At 29.8% G+C, this 1,877-nt stretch carries 2 protein-coding genes and 1 pseudogene; all 3 read right to left on the reverse strand.

Annotated features, from left to right (window positions below; all coding sequences use genetic code 11):
• Positions 1-381: peptidase associated/transthyretin-like domain-containing protein (locus IP023_RS15715; protein ID WP_241791353.1), on the reverse strand; the 381-nt coding region annotated here is incomplete at its 3' end.
• Between the two features lie 8 nt (positions 382-389).
• Positions 390-1,598 (reverse strand): annotated as a pseudogene (mobV, locus tag IP023_RS15720) (MobV family relaxase).
• A 96-nt stretch (positions 1,599-1,694) separates the two neighbouring features.
• Positions 1,695-1,877 (reverse strand): hypothetical protein (locus IP023_RS15725; protein ID WP_241791354.1); only part of this gene is annotated, 183 nt, incomplete at its 5' end.

Below are 1,877 nucleotides of genomic sequence, written 5' to 3' on the forward strand. Positions count from 1 at the left end.
ATTTGGTGTTCTTTGTAATAGTTTTTTATTATTTTTAATATACACTTCCTCAATAGATAAAGTGTCTGTTTCTTGGATTATTTCTTTTAGGATAGTGTCTTGATTAATATAAATTTCTTGTTTATAAGTTTTAAATCCAATAGATTTAATTGTTAATATATAATGCCCAGAATCAACGTTAGAAAAATTAAATTCTTTATTTGAAAACATTGCTTTATATGTAGCTTTGCCGCTTATAAGACTAGCTGATGGGGGGGCTATAAGGCTTATACTATTTTTAAATATAGATCCTTTTATTGTATATGATTTATGTTGAGCTATTAGCATTTTGATTGATAATGCTAATAACAATATTAATAATATTTTTTTTTTAATTATCATAATATAAATTATTTACCTAATTCCAGTTGATTTTTTATAAGGTCATAATACTCCCCTTTTTTGTGTATCAAACTTGCATGTTTACCAGATTCAATTATTTCCCCATTTTTTAAAACTATAATATTGTCTGCATTTTTAACAGTCGAAAGACGGTGGGCTATAATTATCACAGTTTTTCCTTTAAAGAAATTTTGTAGATTATTGTGTATTATTCTTTCGTTTTTAGCATCCAGTGCAGAAGTAGCTTCATCAAAGAAAATAAAACATGGGTCTTTGTAAACGGCACGAGCAATTAATATTCTCTGAATTTGACCTCCAGACATATTATTTCCATTGAGACCAATTTTTGTATTATAACCTAATGGAAGAGAATTTATATATACTTTTATGTTGGCAACCTCAATTGCTTTATTAAATTTAGTTATATTAAAGTCTGGATCGCCCATTATAATGTTTTGTAATATTGAATCGGAAAAAATATAACCATCTTGCATTACTATTCAACTATTTTCTCTTATACTTTTTGGTGATAATATTGAGATATTATTTCCATGGTATGATATTTCACCTTTGCATATGGGGTATATTTTTAATAAAATTTTAAGTAATGTTGTTTTTCCACTACCACTAGCTCCAACTATAGCTGTAATTTTCCCATAAGGTATATGTGTACTTATATTTTTTAGTACAAATGGAGACATTTGTTCAGCATAACGAGTTTGACGGTCTGAAAGGTCATTGCGATTTCCAAAACGCTCTTTTGCGGATAAACGTCCGTCATCGGTCAAAGGCACAACTACTGCGTGTATGTGTGGTTTTTTTTCGTCTAAATGAAGTGTAAAGCGAACTATGTTTTCTTTTCCAAACTCTTTACAAACAAAGTCATAATTTGCTTTTACCCACGCATTAGCCTTTTCAGAGCTTTTGAAAATATCTTTCATTTCTTCGTGACTTCCAGTCATCACCATAGGAATGAATTTTACAGCATCTTTCCGAATAGCTGTTTTACCCTTGTAGCCCTCTTTTATTCGTGCATTGATAGCATCGGGTAATTTCATTGTTGAATAACGATTATTGATTAAATCTTTATTCAGATGCTCCCTTTCGGGATCGGCAGATTTGAACGTTTGCTTTTGAGTTTTATCTCGATCAATGTGGGCGCCGAGTTTGCCCCCTCCTCCACTTCCTTTTGTTGCGTGAAAAACTGCGTATCCCATATTCAAGTTTTTTAAAATTGTTTGATTATTTCTCGGATATGTTTTCGAGAGATAAACAAACAAATGCCCTATTCGAAGCTATCTTGATAGCGGAGATCAGGGCATTTGTTTGTTTGATGTTTTTTTTGAGGTTTTAAAAAAATCAATATATGGAATATCTGTATTTATTAATATAAGATTAATAAATACATTATCTTTTCGTTTATATAGATTTTCACTTATTGTTTGAAAAGCTTCTTTACTTTGTTTTGAAAACATATTATTCCAAAAGAATACAAT

Origin of the sequence: Sphingobacterium rhinopitheci, assembly GCF_022627575.1 — a bacterium.
GTDB classification, from domain to species: Bacteria; Bacteroidota; Bacteroidia; order Sphingobacteriales; family Sphingobacteriaceae; genus Sphingobacterium; species Sphingobacterium rhinopitheci.